This is a genomic window from Janthinobacterium sp. YR213, assembly GCF_900099875.1.
Taxonomy (GTDB): Bacteria; Pseudomonadota; Gammaproteobacteria; order Burkholderiales; family Burkholderiaceae_D; genus Janthinobacterium; species Janthinobacterium lividum.
Genome location: NZ_FNDA01000002.1, coordinates 223051 through 238658 on the forward strand (window position 1 = coordinate 223051; position 15608 = coordinate 238658).

The window sequence follows — 15608 nt, forward strand, 5'->3', positions numbered from 1 at the left end:
AGTTCGGCTACACTGGTTCTTATGCCCGATACCCTGATCACCGCGACGGATGAAGACCTGATGCTGCGCTACAGCGCTGGCGACCTGCCGTCGTTTCGCGAACTGTACCGGCGCCATAGCCAGGGCCTGTACCGCTTCGTGGCCTGGCGTTCGCCGCGCCGCGCGTGGGTGGACGAGATCGCGCAGGACGCGTGGGCCAGCCTGCATGCGGCGCGCGCCGGCTACCAGCCGCAGGCGGCGTTCCGCACCTATCTGTACCTGATCGCGCGCCACCGTCTGATCGACATCCTGCGCCAGCGGGAAGGACAGGAACACGACGACGTGGGCGAACTGGCGGACGAGGGCACATCGCCGCCGCAATCGCTGGAGCAGAAACAGCAGCACGCGCTGCTGCATGCCGCCATCGCCGCGCTGCCGGTGGAGCAAAAGGAGGCGCTGGTGCTGCAGCAGTTCAGCGGCATGAGCATCCTCGAGATCGCCGTCGTGACGGGGGCGGAGGCGGAAACCGTCAAGAGCCGGCTGCGTTACGCCATGCAGAAATTGCGCGCGGGCTTGGACAGCGCCGCTGGCGCGGGAGGACAGGCATGAATACGCACGATACGGATCCTCAAGATCCTCAAGATCATCACGACGAAGAATTGAACGCGCTGCTGGCCAGCCTGCCGCAGCCCGCGCCTTCCAGCGCGCTCGATGCGGCCATTCTGGCGGACGCGGAAAAAGCCCTGCACAAGCCGGCAGCGGCGAACGACAGCGCCGATGGCGTGCTGCGTACCTTGCCTGCCAAGAAATCACCGGACTATCTGCAGCGCTGGCGCGTCCCGCTGGGGCTGGCCGCAGCCGTGCTGTTGACGGTGAACCTGATCGGCGTGGACTGGTTCGGCTCGAAGCCTGCGCAATTTCCCGTGGTCGGGGAGCCGGTCACGCAGGAGGTGATGTCCGAACCGGCCGCTGCACCCGCGACGGTGTCTGCGCCACCGCCGTCGGCACCGCGTGCCATGGCCAAGGCGGCAGCCAGGATGCCAGCGCAGGCCGAGCCAGTGCCGGCACCCGTGTCAGTACCAATACCCGTGCCAGCGCCAGCGCCACCGGCCCCGCCGCCCCCTGCCACGGCAATGCCTCAGGCGATGGAGCAGCAAGCGGCCATGCAGGCCGAGGCCAGCATGCAGCGCCAGGCACCGGTGCAACGGGCGCTGGCCAAGCCCGCGCCCGTTGCGGCCCGCTCCGCGCCGATGCCGCCGCCCGCAAAGCTCGACGCTTCCGTGTGGCTGGTGAAGATTGACGCCCTCTTGAAGGCGGGCGAAGGTGCGCTGGCGCAGGAGGAATGGGCGGCGTTCCGGCAAGCGTATCCCGACTACCCTGTGGCCGAGGAGTTGCGGCAGCGGCTGGAGAATAAGTAAAAAACGCTAGACGATTCCCTTTCTGCGCTCCCACACGGCGCTGCCCACGAAAATGGCGGCGCATACCCACATCACGGCCGGCAGGGCGTTCACGCCCACCGATTGCATCAGGACCCCCGTCAACAGGGGACCGCCGCCGCTGGTGACACCCCAGGTGGCGTTGACGATGGCGCTGGCGCTGGTCAGCGACAGTCCCGTGAAACGCTCGCCGCAGGCCACCAGCGCCAGCATGTAGATGCCGCCCGCCGCCGCGCCCAGCAACAGCAGCAGGGTCCACCACAGCCACGGCGTGCCGACGGCAAACGGCAGCAGCGGCAGCAGCAGGCAGACGGCCACGCCGCAGCCCGCATGCACCTTGGCACGGCCGAAGCGGTCGGCCATCCAGCCCAGCGCGAATTGCAGGCCCGTGTCGCCCACCAGCACCACGGTGGCCGACAGCAGGGCCAGGTCCGTGCCGATGCCGTGCTCCATCGCGTATAGCGGCAGCAGGCTCAATGCCAGGGTATCGAACAGGGCGAAGAAGGCGGCGCCCAGCACGATCATCGGCATGCGCGGCAGGATCAGGGTCCACTTCACGCCGTGTTCTTCCGGTTCGCGTTCCGGGCCGCTGTTCGAGATCAGCATCAAGCCCGGCACGGCTAGCAAGAACAGCAGGCCGCAGGCGGCGAAGCTCCAGCTGATCTTGTCGTTGAACAGGGCCACGAGGGCGGGGCCGATCAGCTGGAAAAAGGTAAAGCTGGTGGTGTACATGGCGACCACGCGGCCGCGCGAATTATCGGGCGCCAGGCGATTCACCCACGCTTCGCCGATGGTAAACAGCACGCCCATGGCGCCACCGAAGAGGAAGCGCAGCACGCTCCACGCCAGCAGGTGGTCGGTAAACTGCATGGCGATCGTCGCCAGCGACGCCACCCACACGGCGCCCAGCATGGTGGCGCGCGCGCCGAAACGCCCCACCCAGCGCGAGACGAACGGCGAGGCGGCCAGGATGCCGAGGGCGCTGACGGCCGTGATCATGCCGATGATGTCCGTGCCCACGCCGCGCTGGTGCAGGGTCAGGGCGGTGAGCGGCATGGTGGCGCCCAGGCCCAGGCCGACCACGCCGATGCTCACCACGAGGGCGAAGAAGTCGCGCCACGGCATGTGTTTCATGGCTGCCCCCGCGGGGTGGAAAAGGTGTTCGGTATGGCTGGAAAACGGTGTGGATGCATGGGAAAGTAAGGGACTTTGCCTGCGGCGCTGGTGTTTGGCGCCGGACGGGCATATGATGATTTTAATAAGGACAATACTGCAAAGCCGTAGTGTAGGCGATGTGTGCCGCCGCTGGCCACGTCCATCCGTGTGGCCGCCCCTGCCGGCTCTGCTGTACAGTGAAGCGAGCGGCAGCGCCGTGATGGCGCTGTCATTGGATCGTCACGCCAGCGAGGAAGCCCCATGCGCCGTCCCATCGTTCTCGTTCCCGCCTGCCAGCGCCAGCTTGGCAGCCACGTCTGGCACATGGCACAGGACAAATACCTGCACGCCGTGCTGCGTGGCGCCGGCTGCATGCCGCTGCTGCTGCCCGCCCTGGGCGCGGATGCGGACCTGGAAGCGGCGCTGCAGATCGCCGATGGCGTGATGCTGACCGGCTCGGCCTCGAACGTCGACGCGCGCCTGTATGGCGAAGATATCCTCCATCCCGACCTGCCGCAAGACCCCGCGCGCGACGCCACCACCTTGCCCCTGATCCGCGCCGCGCTGGCATGCCAGCTGCCCCTGCTCGCTATCTGCCGCGGCTTCCAGGAAGTCAACGTGGCCCTGGGCGGTGGCCTGCACCAGGCCGTGCACGCGGTGCCGGGCATGCAGGACCATCGCGAGAACGTGCTCGATCCCCTGGCGCGCCAGTACGCGCCAGCGCACCGCATCAAGTTGATGCCCGACGGCCTGCTGTCACGCCTGCTGGGCGGCGAGAGCGAAATGATGGTCAACTCCCTGCATGGCCAGGGCATCGCCCGGCTGGCCGATGGCTTGCTGGTGGAAGCCCTGGCCGACGACGGCCTGGTGGAGGCGTATACGGTGGCCAGCGCCGCCGGTTTTACGCTGGCCGTGCAATGGCACCCGGAATGGCAGGTGGAAGACAATCCGCATTCCATGCGCCTGTTCGGCGCCTTCGGCCAGGCTTGCCGCGATTACCAGGAACAGCAGCATAGAAAAACAGGATGACAGGCGCGCCGCACGCAGTACGCGGTGTTCGATCAAGACCAACGAGAGGGAAACATGGCAATACGTGAAAATTTCACCTATACGGATATGGATTTGTGGCTCAATGAAAAGCGCGTCACGGAAATCGAATGCCTGGTACCCGACCTGACGGGCGTGGCGCGCGGGAAGATCCTGCCGCGCGGGAAATTCACCCAGGAGCGCGGCATGCGCATCCCGGAAGCGGTACTCGGCATGACGGTGACGGGCAATTACCCGGTCGACGATGGCGGCTACGACCGCGCCATTTCCAGCACCGACCGCGACATGATCTTGAAGGCCGATCCCACCACCATCACCATGGTGCCGTGGGCAACCGATCCCACCGCGCAAGTCATCCACGACTGCTATTTTGCCGACGGCATGCTGGTCGATTTCGCGCCCCGCTCCGTGCTGCGGCGCGTGCTGAAACTGTATGCGGACAAGGGCTGGAAACCCGTGGTGGCGCCGGAACTGGAGTTCTACCTGACGGCGAAAAACACGGACCCGGACTTGCCCTTGAAGCCGCCCATCGGCCGCAGCGGCAGGGCCGAGACCAGCCGCCAGGTGTACAGCATCGACGCCGTCAACGAGTTCGATCCCCTGTTCGAGGATATCTACGATTACTGCGAATTGATGAACCTTGACGTCGATACGCTGATCCACGAGATCGGTGCGGGACAGATGGAAATCAACTTCCTGCACGGCGATCCGCTGGGCCTGGCCGACAAGGTGTTTTTCTTCAAGCGCACCCTGCGTGAAGCGGCCCTGAAACACGATATGTACGCCACCTTCATGGCCAAGCCGATGGCGGGTGAACCGGGTTCCGCCATGCACGTGCACCAGAGCGTCGTCGATGCGAAGACGGGCCTGAACATCTTCAGCAACGAGGACGGTTCGGCCGCGCCCATCTTCAAGCATTACATCGCGGGCCTGCAGCGCTACATGCCGTCGGCCATGGCCATCGTCGCGCCCTACGTGAATTCCTACCGCCGCATCGTGCGCCATACGGCCGCGCCGATCAACATCCAGTGGGGCCTGGACAACCGCACGGTGGGCTTCCGCGTGCCCGAGTCGGGCGTGCAGGACCGGCGCGTGGAAAACCGCATCATCGGCGCCGACGCGAATCCCTACCTGGCCCTGGCCGTCACGCTGGCCTGCGGCTATCTCGGCATGACGGAGCAGCTGGAAGCGACGCCGATGATGGTGGGCAGCGCCTATGACATGAAGTTCGAACTGCCGCAAGGCTTGCCCGAAGCCCTGCAGTTGCTGCGCGCGGAAGACAAGCTGCGCACGGTGCTGGGCGAGCGTTTCATCGACGTGTATGCGGCCATCAAGGACCTGGAGCACCAGGAGTTCATGACCGTCATCAGCCCCTGGGAGCGCGAGCATCTTCTGCTCCACGTTTAAGAAAGGATCGCAATGAGTACAGCAAACAATCCGCTGGCGCCGAGCGCCGCCCTGGTCGCCTCCGTGGCGCAGAAAAACGCGGCGCCGCAGGTGTATGACACGGCCGCCATCCAGCAGATGGACTCGGCCCACTACCTGCATCCATTCACCGATTTCCAGGACCTGGCAAGCAAGGGCGCCAGGGTGATGGTGCGCGGCGACGGCGTCTACCTGTGGGATAGCCAGGGCAAGAAGATCGTCGACGGCATGTCGGGCCTGTGGTGCGTGAATGTGGGCTACGGCCGCACGTCGATCTCGCAAGCCGTGTACCGGCAGATGGAGACGCTGCCGTTCTATAACAGCTTCTTTGGCACGACCAACGTGCCGGCCGCGCAGCTGGCCGCCAAGCTGGCACAAATCTCGCCGCCGCAGTTCCAGCACGTGTTCTTCACCAGTTCCGGCTCCGAAGGCAACGACACGAATTTGCGCATGGTGCGCCGCTACTGGGATATCCTCGGCTACAAGGAGAGGCATACCATCATCAGCCGCCACAATGCCTATCACGGCAGCACGGTGGCGGGAGCGTCGCTGGGCGGCATGGATGGCATGCATGCGCAGGGCGGCATGCCCATCCCCGGCATCGCGCATATCGGCCAGCCCAATTACCTGGAGTCGGGCCACGGCTTGAGCCCCGAGGAATTCGGTGTAAAGGCGGCTGGCTGGCTGGAAGACAAGATCCTGGAAATCGGCGCCGACAAGGTGGCCGCCTTCATCGGCGAGCCGGTGCAGGGCGCCGGCGGCGTCATCATTCCCCCATCGACCTACTGGCCGGAGATCCAGCGCATCTGCGACAAGTACGGCATTTTGCTCATCGCCGATGAAGTCATCTGCGGCTTCGGCCGCCTGGGGCACTGGTTCGGCTCCGAACTGTTCGGCATAAAGCCCGACCTGATCACCTTTGCCAAGGGTGTCACGTCCGGCTATGTGCCGCTGGGCGGCGTGCTGGTGGGAGACAGGGTAGCCAAGGTGCTGATCGAGCAGGGCGGCGAATTCACGCACGGTTTCACGTATTCCGGCCACCCCGTTGCCTGCGCGGCGGCGCTGGAAAACATCCGCATCATCGAGGAAGAGCAGCTGGTGGCGAAGGTGGCCGACGATACGGGACCGTACCTGAAGCAGTGCTTCGCCAGCCTGGGCGAACATCCGCTGGTCGGCTATGCGGACAGCTGCGGCCTGGTCGCGGGCCTGAACCTCGTGCGCAAGAAGGGCGCCACCGTGCATGACAACGAGCTGTTCGACGAGGATCAGGGCGTGGGCATGATCTGCCGCGGCCACATGTTCGACAACGGTGTCATCATGCGCGCCGTGGGCGAACGCATGATCGTCGCCCCGCCGCTGGTGATGACGCGCGCGCAGATCGATGAAATGGTGGGCTTGATACGCGTGTGCCTGGACAAGACCCATGCGGACGTGAAGGCGAAGAGCTGGGTGTAGGTTTTTTCCCCATTTTGCCGCCATCTGCGCATTTTTTGGACCGCAATGGCGGCAGTTCCGCTAAACTTCCATCCTGGCCGCTCTTTGTAGTGGCCAGTTTTTCATTTTGACACCCTCTTACCCAGAAGCCACCCACACATGACGATAGCAACACCCGCCGCGTCGGCCAGCGACGCCCCAGCGCCTTTCTTGCTGATTGATCAACTGGTCAAGGAATTCGATGGCGTGCGCGCCGTCAATGATATTTCCGTGACGATCAACAAGGGCGAGATATTCGCTCTGCTCGGCAGTTCAGGCTGCGGCAAGTCGACCCTGCTGCGCATGCTGGCCGGTTTCGAGACGCCGACGTCGGGGCGCATCGCTTTGGCGGGCAACAGCATCGTCGATGTGCCGCCGCACCAGCGCCCCATCAACATGATGTTCCAGTCGTATGCGCTGTTCCCCCATTTGTCCGTGTGGGACAACATCGCCTTCGGCCTGCGCCGCGATGGCTTGCCAAAGGCGGAAGTGGCGTCAAGGGTCGAGCAGATGCTGGCGCTGGTGCAACTGGGGCAGTATGCGAAGCGCAAGCCGCACCAGTTGTCGGGCGGGCAGCAGCAGCGCGTGGCGCTGGCGCGCAGCCTGGCCAAGCGTCCGCAATTGCTGCTGCTCGACGAGCCGCTGGGCGCGCTGGATAAAAAACTGCGCGAACGCACGCAGATGGAACTGGTCAATATCATCGAGCAGGTGGGCGTCACGTGCGTGATGGTCACGCACGACCAGGACGAGGCCATGAGCATGGCCACGCGCATCGCCGTCATGAGCGAAGGGCGCATCCTGCAGGTGGGGGCCCCCGGCGAAATCTACGAGACGCCGAACTGCCGTTTCGTGGCCGATTTCATCGGCAGCGTCAACTTGTTCGATGGCCGCATCACGGAAGATGAACCCGACCACGTGGTCATCGCCACTGCCGATGGCGAGCACTATGTTTCGCACGGCATCACGGGCAACCTGGGCATGGATGTCTCGGTGGCCGTGCGCCCCGAAAAAATCGGCATCCAGATCGAGCCACCTGCCTTGCACGAGCGCGCATCGCCGGCGGAACATGGCTACAACTGCGCCCAGGGCGTGATCGTCGCCATGGCATATTTTGGCAATGAAACCAGCTACCACGTGCGCCTCGACAGCGGCACGGTGGTGAAAGTCTCGCGCACCAACGCGGCCCGCCACGACGCCGCGCGCCTCGAGCGCGAACAGCGCGTGTGGGTGTGGTGGGATGGCGCCGACATCGTCGTGCTGACCAGCTGAGGCCATCATGACGTCCATTTTGCAAATGCTGCGCGGTCTGGTCACCTTGCGCTGGGTCACTGGGCGCAACGCCGTCATCGCCGTTCCCTCGCTATTCCTGGCGGCAGCCTTCCTCGTGCCTTTCCTGATCGTGCTGCGTATCAGCCTGTCCGACATGGACACGGCGGGCAGCCCCTTCGGCGGCCTGCTGTCGTATGTCGACGGCATCGTCGTGCTGAAGGTCAAAATCGCCAACTACCTGTTCATCGCCGCTGATGAACTGTATCTGCTCACCTACCTCAGTTCCATCAAGTACGCGGCCATCACCACGGCCATCTGCCTCTTCATCGGCTACCCGTTCGCCTACTTCATGGCGCGCGCCAGGCCATCGATCCGGCCCGTGCTGATGATGCTGGTGATGCTGCCGTTCTGGACCTCTTTCCTGCTGCGCGTGTATGCGTGGAAGGGTATCCTGGCCAACCACGGCTTGCTCAACGATCTGCTGATCGCGCTGGGCGTGGTGAGTGAACCGCTGCACATGATGAACACATCGTTTTCGCTGGTGGTGGGCATGGTGTACGCCTATCTGCCCTTCATGATTTTGCCCCTGTACGCGAACCTGGTGAAAATGGATATGCGCTTCCTGGAAGCGGCGGCCGACCTGGGCGCCACGCCCTTGCAGGCGTTCTGGCGCATCACCGTGCCCCTGTCTAAATCGGGCATCATCGCCGGCGCCATGCTGGTGTTCATCCCGTCCGTGGGCGAATATGTGATTCCCGAGCTGCTGGGCGGCCCGGAAACCCTGATGATCGGCCGCGTGCTGTGGGATGAATATTTCACGAACAACGACTGGGCCATGGCTTCGTCGGTGACGGTGCTGGTGGTCTTGCTGATCCTCGTGCCGATGGCCATTTTTAACAAATACAAGACGGACCAGAACGCGGAGGAACGCACATGAACGGACGTAATTTCCTGCAGCGCTGGTTCGGCCGCGGCTGGCTTTCGCTCGGCTATCTGTTCCTCTACCTGCCCATCATCGTGCTGATCGTCTTTTCGTTCAACAGCTCGCGCCAGGACATGGTGTGGAGCGGCTTTTCGCTGCGCTGGTACAGCGAGTTGATGAGCGACACGGAAATCATCTCGGGCTTCGGTTTGTCCCTGAAGATCGCCTTCATATCGGCCACATCGTCCGTTATCCTCGGCACGTTTGCCGCCTTCGCCTTGACCAGCTACCAGCGCTTCCGTGGCCGCACGGTGTTTTCCGCCATGGTCAGCGCGCCTTTGGTGATGCCGGAAGTGATCATCGGCCTGTCCCTGCTGCTGATGCTGGTGTCCATGCAAAAGGTCTTCGGTTTCCCCGAACGTGGCGTGCTGACCATCTGGCTCGGCCACACCCTGCTGGGCATGGCGTATGCGGCCGTGGTGGTGCAGTCGCGCCTGCAGGAGATGAGTAAATCCCTGGCCGAAGCGGCCATGGACCTGGGCTGCCGCGCGCACCAGGTATTCTTCCTCGTGACCCTGCCGAACATCACGCAGGCGCTGGCGTCGGCCTGGCTGCTGACATTTACCCTGTCGCTGGACGACGTGGTGTTGTCGGCCTTTTTGTCCGGTCCCGGTTCGACGACGATGCCGCTGGTGATCTTCTCGCGCGCGCGCCTGGGGCTCGACCCGCGCGTCAATGCCATCGCCGCGCTGACCATCCTGGTGGTGACGCTTGCCGTGATCGCGTATGCCGTGATGCTGGCGCGCGCCGACCGGAGACGGCGCAAGCAGATGTCTGCGGCGTATTCGGCGGACTAGGAGTAAGCTGGCGTTTTCACCTTGCAGGAGACGACCATGACGGAAAACACCAGCTGGCATGCACGGGCCGCAGCGCTCGCGATCGATGGCCGCGCCTTTATCAATGGCGAGCGCGCCGGAGCCAGGTCAGGCCAGACTTTCGACAATCTGTCGCCCATCGATGGGCGTCTCCTGGGGCAAGTGGCCCGCTGCGATGGGGCGGACGTGGATGCGGCCGTGCAGGCCGCGCGCGCCGCCTTCGAGGACCGCCGCTGGGCAGGGAAATCGCCCGCGCAGCGCAAGCGCGTGCTGATCAAGTTCGCCGACCTGGTGCAGAAGTACGGCCCCGAGCTGGCCTTGCTGGAAACCCTGGACATGGGCAAACCGATCAAGTACAGCCAGAGCGTGGACGTGGGCGCCACGGCCAACTGCCTGCGCTGGTATGGCGAGGCGATCGACAAAGTCTACGATGAAATCGCGCCCACGCCCGCCAATAGCCTGGCCCTGATTACGCGCGAACCGGTGGGCGTCGTCGCCGCCATCGTGCCGTGGAACTACCCGATGATCATGGCTGCCTGGAAGATCGCGCCGGCCCTCGCGGCAGGCAATAGCGTGATCCTCAAACCCTCCGAAAAATCCCCATTGACGGCCTTGCGCCTGGCCGACATCGCGCTGGAAGCGGGCGTGCCGGCCGGCGTTTTCAATGTGCTGCCCGGCTACGGCAACGAGGCCGGCGCCGCGCTGGCGCTGCACATGGATGTCGATTGCATCGGTTTTACGGGTTCCACGCGCACGGGCAAATTGATCGTGCAGATGGCGGGCCAGTCAAACCTGAAACGGGCGTGGACGGAATTGGGCGGCAAGTCCGCCAACATCGTTTGCGCCGATTGCCCGGATCTGGACAAGGCCGTGGCGGCCGCCGTCGGCTCCATCTTCTTCAACCAGGGCGAAAGCTGCAACGCGCCCTCGCGTCTGTTCGTGGAAGAATCGATCAAGGAAGAATTCCTGGCCAAGGCATTGGCCATGCTGCCGCGCTTCCAGCCCGGCGACCCGCTCGACGAAGCCACCGTCATGGGCGCCATCGTCGACGCCACGCAGATGCAAACCGTGATGGGCTATATCGCGGCCGGCAAGAGTGAAGGCGCGCAGCTGCTGGGCGGCGGCGAGGCCGTGCGCCTTGATACGGGGGGCTACTATGTGCAGCCGACCATCTTCGGCGTGGACGCGGGCATGACGATCGCGCGCGAAGAGATCTTCGGCCCCGTCCTGTCCGTGCTGGGCTTTACGGATATTGCCGAGGCGGTGAAACAGGCCAATGCCACGCCGTACGGCTTGCAGGCGGCCGTATGGACGTCGGACATCACCAAAGCCATCCAGACCTCGCGGGCCCTGCGTGCGGGCACCGTGCACGTCAACCAATATGACGGCGACGACATCACCGTGCCGTTTGGCGGCTACAAGCAGTCGGGTAATGGGCGTGACAAGTCATTGCACGCGCTGGACAAGTACACGGAGCTGAAGACGACGTGGATACAGGTGGGGTAGGGGTTTGCGCCTGTGGTGTTGTCGGATTACGGCCTGCGGCCTCGGCGGCCCCGCCTAATCCGACCTACCCGGCCTACGGCGTTGATGGTCTCGTAGGTCGGCTTGGCGCGCAGCGCGCAAGCCGACTTAAAACAAACTACGTCAGAAGCAGTGTTCCAGCGCCGGGAAGCTGCCATCCTTGACGGCTTTGACATAGCCGGTGACGGCGTCGTCGATACTGGCCGCGCCTTCCATGAAGTTGCGCACGAAGCGCGCCTTGCGGCCCGGGAAGACGCCCAGCATGTCGTGCATGACGAGCACCTGGCCCGAGCAATCGGGACCGGCGCCGATACCGATGGTGGGGATGGTCAGCATGTCCGTCACTTCCTTGCCCAGCTGCGACGGCATCGCTTCCATCAGCACGATGGCGGCGCCCGCGTTTTGCAGCGTCAGCGCGTCGTTCTTCAGTTCCGCCGCGCTTTCCGTGCTCTTGCCCTGCACTTTATAGCCGCCCAGCTGGTGCACGGATTGCGGCGTCAGGCCGATGTGGGCGCAGATGGGGATGCCGCGTTCGGTGAGGAAACGGACGATCTCGGCCAGCCAGGCGCCGCCTTCGATCTTGATCATGTGCGCGCCAGCCTGCATCAGGATGACGGCGTTGGCATAGGCTGTTTCAGGCGTGCCGTAGGCGCCGAACGGCAAGTCGGCCATGATCATGGCCGACTTGCTGCCGCGCGCCACGGATGCCGTGTGGTAGGCCAGTTCGGCCACGGTGACGGGCAGGGTGGAGTTGTGGCCATTGCAGACCATGCCGAGCGAATCGCCGATCAGCAGGATCTCCACGCCGCAGCGGTCCATCAGGGACGCAAAGCTGGCGTCATAGCAGGTCAGCATGGTGATCTTTTCGCCGGCGGCGCGCAGCGTGGCCAGGGTGTGGATGGTCACGGCCTTGTTGGCGACAGGCTTGGATGGCGCCGGCGCCGGTGTGGCGGCCTTGTCTTTTGCGGCCAGATCTGTTCCTTGCAAATAAGCGGACATAGGTATTCTCTAGAGTGAAAGGGGTACAACGCCGCTAGTGTAGTACTTTATGCGGCCTGCTGCAGGAGCGGCATTGTAGAGGATGGGAGCGGAACGGGTCGGAGCTGGGGTCAGAGCTGACTGATGGCCTGATCGGCCACGGCCGCCAGGTAGTCCTGCGCCGGACCGAGTCCGGGCACGATGACGGCGGGCGCCAGTTGGAGCAGCGGCACCAGCACGAAGGCGCGCTCGGTGATGCGCGGATGGGGCACTGTCAGCGTGGCGCTCGCGATCCGTTCATCGCCGTACAGCAGCAAGTCCAGGTCCAGGGTGCGCGGGGCGTTGCGGTAAGGCCGCTCGCGTCCATGCGCCGCCTCGATGGCGTGCAGGGCGAGCAGCAGTTCCTCTGCCGGCAGGGTGGTCGTGATGCGCGCCACGGCGTTGACGTAGTCGTCACCGCTCGAATCGATGGGCGCCGTGCGGTAGCTGGCCGAGGCGTCCAGCAAGCTGGCGCCTGGCAGGCGCGCCAGGCGCGCGATCGCGTCCTGCACATTCGCGCGCGCGTCGCCCAGGTTGGCGCCGATGCCGATGTAAGCGGTGACCAGCGCAGGTGCGTCCATCATTCGTCGCTGCTGCTGCCGGTGGCCGAGCCGCCGCCGGCCTTGCTGCGCGTGCTGCGGCGTGGCGGGCGCTTTTTCTTGACGGCGCCCGGTGCGGCATTGGCGCTGACGAGCAGCGCTTCACGCGTTTCCTCGTCGCCTTCATAAAAGGCCGTCCACCATTCGCCGATGTCCATGTCGATCTCGCCAGAGGCGCAGCGCAGCAGCAGGAAGTCGTAGCCGGCGCGGAAGCGCAGGTGCTCGAGCAACTTGTACGGCGCCTTGCCGACCCGGCGCTCGAAGCGCGGCTGCATCGACCAGATGTCGCGCATGTCGGAACCGATCTTGCGCTGCAAGGCCAGCTTTTCCGTCTGCGAATCGAGCACGTCGTCGGCCGCCAGGTGCAGCGCGGGAATGGTCGATTCGCCAGCGGCGCGGTAGGCCGTCCATTTTTCCAGTACCTGGTGCCACAGCAGCGAAGCGAACAGGAAGCCCGGCGAGACGGTCTTGCCGGCGGCGATGCGGGCGTCCGTGGCGTCCAGCGCCAGGGTGACGAATTTTGCGCCCAGCGGCTGTTCCAGCACCACGTCGAGCAGCGGCAGCAGACCGTGATGCAAGCCTTCCTTGCGCAGCTGCTGCAGGCAGGCCAGCGCGTGGCCGCTCATCAGCAGTTTCAGCATTTCATCGAACACGCGCGGCGCGGGCACGTTGTTGATCAGCGGCGCCATGATGGGGATCGGCGCGGCCGTGTGCGGCTCGATGGTGAATTTCAGCTTGGCGGCAAAGCGCACCACGCGCAGCATGCGCACGGGATCTTCGCGGTAGCGCTCTTCCGGCTTGCCGATCATGCGCAAGGTCTTGGCGCGGATGTCTTCCACGCCCCCGTGGTAGTCCAGCACTTCCTGCGTGGCCGGGTTGTAGTACATGGCGTTGATGGTGAAGTCGCGGCGCAGCGCATCTTCGTGCTGCAAGCCGAAGGTATTGTCGCGCAGGACGCGGCCGTGTTCATCCTTGGGCGCGGAGTCGGCGCCGGCGCCGCGGAAGGTCGTCACTTCCAGCAAATCCTGGCCGAACATCACGTGCACGATCTGGAAGCGCTTGCCGATGATGAAGGCGCGGCGGAACAAGCGCTTGACCTGTTCCGGCGTGGCGTTGGTGGCGATGTCGAAGTCTTTCGGCTTCACGCCCAGCAGCAGGTCGCGCACGGCGCCGCCGACGACAAAAGCCTCGAAGCCCGCTTCCTGCAGGCTGCTGGTGACGCGGATGGCATTCGACGACACCAGTTTCGGGTCGATTCCGTGTTGCGCAGGACCGAGCACGATGGGTGCCGTGGTGTCGCGCGCTGCCTCTTTTTTAACGCCGAGGATCTTGCGGATGAATTTTTTAATCATTGAATAAGTGAAGTGATGGCCAGCCGTGGAGGGATGCGTGTGCGCTCAAAGCGGTATTGGGGTTGGTCGCGACAGGGTGGGTCACGACCGACAGCAGGGGAATGTCGTTGTGCGAATCGCTGTAAAAATAGCTTCGCTCGAACTGCCCCAGTTCCTTGCCCATCTTTTCCAGCCAGGCGTAGGTGTGGGTCAGCTTGCCCGCGCCCAGGGTCGGCGTGCCTACCAGCTTGCCCGTGACATTGCCTTGCGTGTCATATTCTGGCATGGCGGCCAGCAGGTGCTCGACGCCCAGCGCATCGGCAATGGGTTTGGTGATGAAATGGTTGGTGGCCGTGACGATGGCCAGCAGGTCGCCCGCGTCCTGGTGCTGTTTCAGCAGGGCCACGACTTCCGGGCGGATGGCCGGCATGACCACTTCGGCCATGAATTGCTTGTGCAGCGCTTCCAGGCGTTCGCGCGGGAATTGCGCCAGGGTGCCGAGGGAAAATTCCAGGTATTCCGCCGGATCGAGCGTGCCGGCCTGGTATTGCGCGAAAAATTCGTCGTTACGGCGGGTGAATTCGGCGGCGTCCACGGCACCGATGCGTACCAGGAATTCGCCCCACTCGTGATCCGAGTCGATGGGCAGCAGGGTGTGGTCGAGGTCAAACAGGGCCAGATTCATCATTCTTTCGCTTCCGCCTGCAGCAACTCGCGCAACAATGGCAAGGTGATCGGGCGTTGGGTTTCAAGGGAGTAGAGGTCGAGAGAGTCCAGCATCGTCGACAGCGAACGCATGTCGCGCCGGAAATGGGACAGCAGATAGGGTAACACGCCGGGCGACAAGGTCAAGCCGCGGGTGGTGGCCGCCTGGGTCAGGGCGGCGATTTTTTCATCGTCCGTCAAGCCGTGGATTTGATAGATCAGGCCCCAGCCCATGCGCGTGCGCAAGTCTTCGCGCACGGGCAGCACGGCCGGCGGCACGGCGCCGCTGCACACCATGAAGGCCTTGTTGGCGCGGATTTCATTGAACAGGGCAAAGGCATCGATCTGCGCCAGCGGCGACAGTTTTTCGCAGTCGTCGAGCAGGTACAAATCCACATCAGGCGAATACACGAATTCGGACTCGATCGAGAATGGCGAAATGTAGCGCGCGCGCTCGGTGCTGGCCAGGGCCTTGAGCAGGTGGCTCTTGCCGGCGGCCAGTTCGCCCCACAGGTAGGCAAAATGTTCGCGCGAAGTGCGCGCGGCGAACTGGCGCATCAGCTGCGCCACTTCGGCATTCTGTCCCACCTCGAAGGTATCGAGGCTGTGCGCCTGGTCTGTGCCTAAATCGAGCACCAGTTGTTTCATGGCGTACGCCTTGTCCTGTTTTTCATTACTGCTTGTGCGTCGTCATCGCGTTTGTTGTTGGATTTTTATTAATTTAACATTGTAGTCGTCTCGAGTGCCTGACAGAAGCGTAGCGAGCGGCAGCGATTTGTGGCCGAGAAGCGCAACCGTACTGTAGTACGGTGAGCATCGCCGGCCGCAAAGTGCGACGCGCAGTAGCTTAT

The 15608-nt window shown here is 64.0% G+C and carries 15 protein-coding genes; 9 read left to right on the top strand and 6 right to left on the bottom strand.

Going from position 1 to position 15608, the window contains the following annotated elements:
- The first annotated feature begins 21 nt into the window (after positions 1-21).
- The gene (locus BLT98_RS10200; RefSeq protein ID WP_244517456.1) at positions 22-588 is read left to right on the top strand and encodes a sigma-70 family RNA polymerase sigma factor; all 567 of its coding nucleotides are present in this window, start codon (positions 22-24) and stop codon (positions 586-588) included.
- Complete coding sequence (locus BLT98_RS10205) at positions 585-1397, top strand: hypothetical protein (protein WP_092607399.1); 813 nt, start codon at positions 585-587, stop codon at positions 1395-1397. Before BLT98_RS10200 ends, BLT98_RS10205 begins: the two co-directional genes overlap by 4 nt.
- Positions 1398-1403: 6 nt before the next feature.
- Here BLT98_RS10205 and BLT98_RS10210 read toward each other — a convergent pair whose 3' ends face one another.
- Positions 1404-2549 (bottom strand): MFS transporter, encoded by a 1146-nt coding sequence (locus tag BLT98_RS10210; RefSeq protein ID WP_070254670.1) that lies wholly within the window; start codon positions 2547-2549, stop codon positions 1404-1406.
- 282 nt (positions 2550-2831) lie between these two features.
- On the opposite strand from BLT98_RS10210, the gene BLT98_RS10215 reads away from it, so the two are divergent.
- The 7 genes from BLT98_RS10215 to BLT98_RS10245 all read left to right on the top strand — a co-directional run bounded on the left by BLT98_RS10215 (position 2832) and on the right by BLT98_RS10245 (position 11087).
- Complete coding sequence (locus BLT98_RS10215; RefSeq protein WP_092607402.1) at positions 2832-3599, top strand: gamma-glutamyl-gamma-aminobutyrate hydrolase family protein; 768 nt, start codon at positions 2832-2834, stop codon at positions 3597-3599.
- Positions 3600-3653: 54 nt separating this feature from the next.
- A complete protein-coding gene (locus tag BLT98_RS10220) occupies positions 3654-5024 on the top strand; it encodes a glutamine synthetase family protein (RefSeq protein ID WP_034788700.1) in 1371 nt (456 codons plus the stop codon).
- Positions 5025-5036: 12 nt separating this feature from the next.
- Positions 5037-6497 (top strand): aspartate aminotransferase family protein, encoded by a 1461-nt coding sequence (locus tag BLT98_RS10225; protein WP_092607405.1) that lies wholly within the window; start codon positions 5037-5039, stop codon positions 6495-6497.
- Between the two features lie 138 nt (positions 6498-6635).
- Positions 6636-7784, top strand: coding sequence for an ABC transporter ATP-binding protein (potA, locus tag BLT98_RS10230; protein WP_092607408.1), 1149 nt, complete (start codon positions 6636-6638; stop codon positions 7782-7784).
- A 7-nt stretch (positions 7785-7791) separates the two neighbouring features.
- Positions 7792-8721, top strand: a complete 930-nt coding sequence (locus tag BLT98_RS10235) for an ABC transporter permease subunit (protein ID WP_092607411.1) — start codon at positions 7792-7794, stop codon at positions 8719-8721.
- Positions 8718-9563 (top strand): ABC transporter permease, encoded by an 846-nt coding sequence (locus BLT98_RS10240; RefSeq protein ID WP_092607414.1) that lies wholly within the window; start codon positions 8718-8720, stop codon positions 9561-9563. Before BLT98_RS10235 ends, BLT98_RS10240 begins: the two co-directional genes overlap by 4 nt.
- A gap of 36 nt (positions 9564-9599) precedes the next feature.
- Positions 9600-11087, top strand: a complete 1488-nt coding sequence (locus BLT98_RS10245) for an aldehyde dehydrogenase (protein ID WP_092607417.1) — start codon at positions 9600-9602, stop codon at positions 11085-11087.
- 141 nt (positions 11088-11228) lie between these two features.
- Here BLT98_RS10245 and panB read toward each other — a convergent pair whose 3' ends face one another.
- The 5 genes from panB to hda all read right to left on the bottom strand — a co-directional run bounded on the left by panB (position 11229) and on the right by hda (position 15405).
- A complete protein-coding gene (gene panB / locus BLT98_RS10250) occupies positions 11229-12104 on the bottom strand; it encodes a 3-methyl-2-oxobutanoate hydroxymethyltransferase (RefSeq protein WP_170846355.1) in 876 nt (291 codons plus the stop codon).
- A 110-nt stretch (positions 12105-12214) separates the two neighbouring features.
- A complete protein-coding gene (folK, locus tag BLT98_RS10255; protein WP_092608605.1) occupies positions 12215-12703 on the bottom strand; it encodes a 2-amino-4-hydroxy-6-hydroxymethyldihydropteridine diphosphokinase in 489 nt (162 codons plus the stop codon).
- Complete coding sequence (gene pcnB, locus BLT98_RS10260) at positions 12703-14073, bottom strand: polynucleotide adenylyltransferase PcnB (RefSeq protein ID WP_092607420.1); 1371 nt, start codon at positions 14071-14073, stop codon at positions 12703-12705. The genes folK and pcnB overlap by 1 nt, the downstream gene beginning before the upstream one ends.
- Positions 14066-14737 (bottom strand): histidinol-phosphatase, encoded by a 672-nt coding sequence (locus tag BLT98_RS10265; protein ID WP_092608602.1) that lies wholly within the window; start codon positions 14735-14737, stop codon positions 14066-14068. The genes pcnB and BLT98_RS10265 overlap by 8 nt, the downstream gene beginning before the upstream one ends.
- Entirely contained in the window at positions 14737-15405 is a 669-nt protein-coding gene (gene hda, locus BLT98_RS10270) for a DnaA regulatory inactivator Hda (protein ID WP_058048421.1), read from the bottom strand. Before hda ends, BLT98_RS10265 begins: the two co-directional genes overlap by 1 nt.
- Between the last annotated feature and the right edge of the window lie 203 nt (positions 15406-15608).

What these genes read in the sequence shown, in the direction of transcription:
- BLT98_RS10235 (WP_092607411.1), top strand. Translation starts at nt 7,792, where the DNA reads ATGACGTCCATTTTGCAAATGCTGCGCGGTCTGGTCACCTTGCGCTGG.
- BLT98_RS10200 (WP_244517456.1), top strand. Translation starts at nt 22, where the DNA reads ATGCCCGATACCCTGATCACCGCGACGGATGAAGACCTGATGCTGCGC.
- BLT98_RS10220 (WP_034788700.1), top strand. Translation starts at nt 3,654, where the DNA reads ATGGCAATACGTGAAAATTTCACCTATACGGATATGGATTTGTGGCTC.
- panB (WP_170846355.1), bottom strand. Translation starts at nt 12,104, where the DNA reads ATGTCCGCTTATTTGCAAGGAACAGATCTGGCCGCAAAAGACAAGGCC.
- BLT98_RS10265 (WP_092608602.1), bottom strand. Translation starts at nt 14,737, where the DNA reads ATGAATCTGGCCCTGTTTGACCTCGACCACACCCTGCTGCCCATCGAC.
- folK (WP_092608605.1), bottom strand. Translation starts at nt 12,703, where the DNA reads ATGGACGCACCTGCGCTGGTCACCGCTTACATCGGCATCGGCGCCAAC.
- BLT98_RS10225 (WP_092607405.1), top strand. Translation starts at nt 5,037, where the DNA reads ATGAGTACAGCAAACAATCCGCTGGCGCCGAGCGCCGCCCTGGTCGCC.
- BLT98_RS10205 (WP_092607399.1), top strand. Translation starts at nt 585, where the DNA reads ATGAATACGCACGATACGGATCCTCAAGATCCTCAAGATCATCACGAC.
- BLT98_RS10245 (WP_092607417.1), top strand. Translation starts at nt 9,600, where the DNA reads ATGACGGAAAACACCAGCTGGCATGCACGGGCCGCAGCGCTCGCGATC.
- BLT98_RS10240 (WP_092607414.1), top strand. Translation starts at nt 8,718, where the DNA reads ATGAACGGACGTAATTTCCTGCAGCGCTGGTTCGGCCGCGGCTGGCTT.
- pcnB (WP_092607420.1), bottom strand. Translation starts at nt 14,073, where the DNA reads ATGATTAAAAAATTCATCCGCAAGATCCTCGGCGTTAAAAAAGAGGCA.
- hda (WP_058048421.1), bottom strand. Translation starts at nt 15,405, where the DNA reads ATGAAACAACTGGTGCTCGATTTAGGCACAGACCAGGCGCACAGCCTC.
- BLT98_RS10210 (WP_070254670.1), bottom strand. Translation starts at nt 2,549, where the DNA reads ATGAAACACATGCCGTGGCGCGACTTCTTCGCCCTCGTGGTGAGCATC.
- BLT98_RS10215 (WP_092607402.1), top strand. Translation starts at nt 2,832, where the DNA reads ATGCGCCGTCCCATCGTTCTCGTTCCCGCCTGCCAGCGCCAGCTTGGC.
- potA (WP_092607408.1), top strand. Translation starts at nt 6,636, where the DNA reads ATGACGATAGCAACACCCGCCGCGTCGGCCAGCGACGCCCCAGCGCCT.